1 protein-coding gene is annotated in these 241 nt (G+C 39.8%); it reads right to left on the reverse strand.

The window, feature by feature from the left end:
* Positions 1-241 (reverse strand): SdrD B-like domain-containing protein (locus tag HMPREF3270_RS11805; RefSeq protein WP_141763161.1); only part of this gene is annotated, 241 nt, incomplete at both ends.

Raw genomic sequence — 241 nt, forward strand, 5'->3', positions numbered from 1 at the left:
CCTGGCACTGGTGTCGGCTCAACCGTCGGTTTGTGGAATCCGCTGTCGATTGTAAAATCATCTGCATTGTTGATCTTCACTGTAGCTGACGTACCTTCTGAGTCAAGTGATCTAGAATCTCCTTGTTCAATCAATGTAGATTTATAACCTTTTGGTGTTTCGAAATCTACCTGGTATTCGCCATTTTCTAAATCTGTAAATTTATACTTACCTTTTTCGTCTGTAACTGTCGTTACTTTTG

The sequence above is a fragment of the Staphylococcus sp. HMSC65H10 genome (assembly GCF_001839185.1).
In the GTDB taxonomy this organism is placed as follows: Bacteria; Bacillota; Bacilli; order Staphylococcales; family Staphylococcaceae; genus Staphylococcus; species Staphylococcus simulans.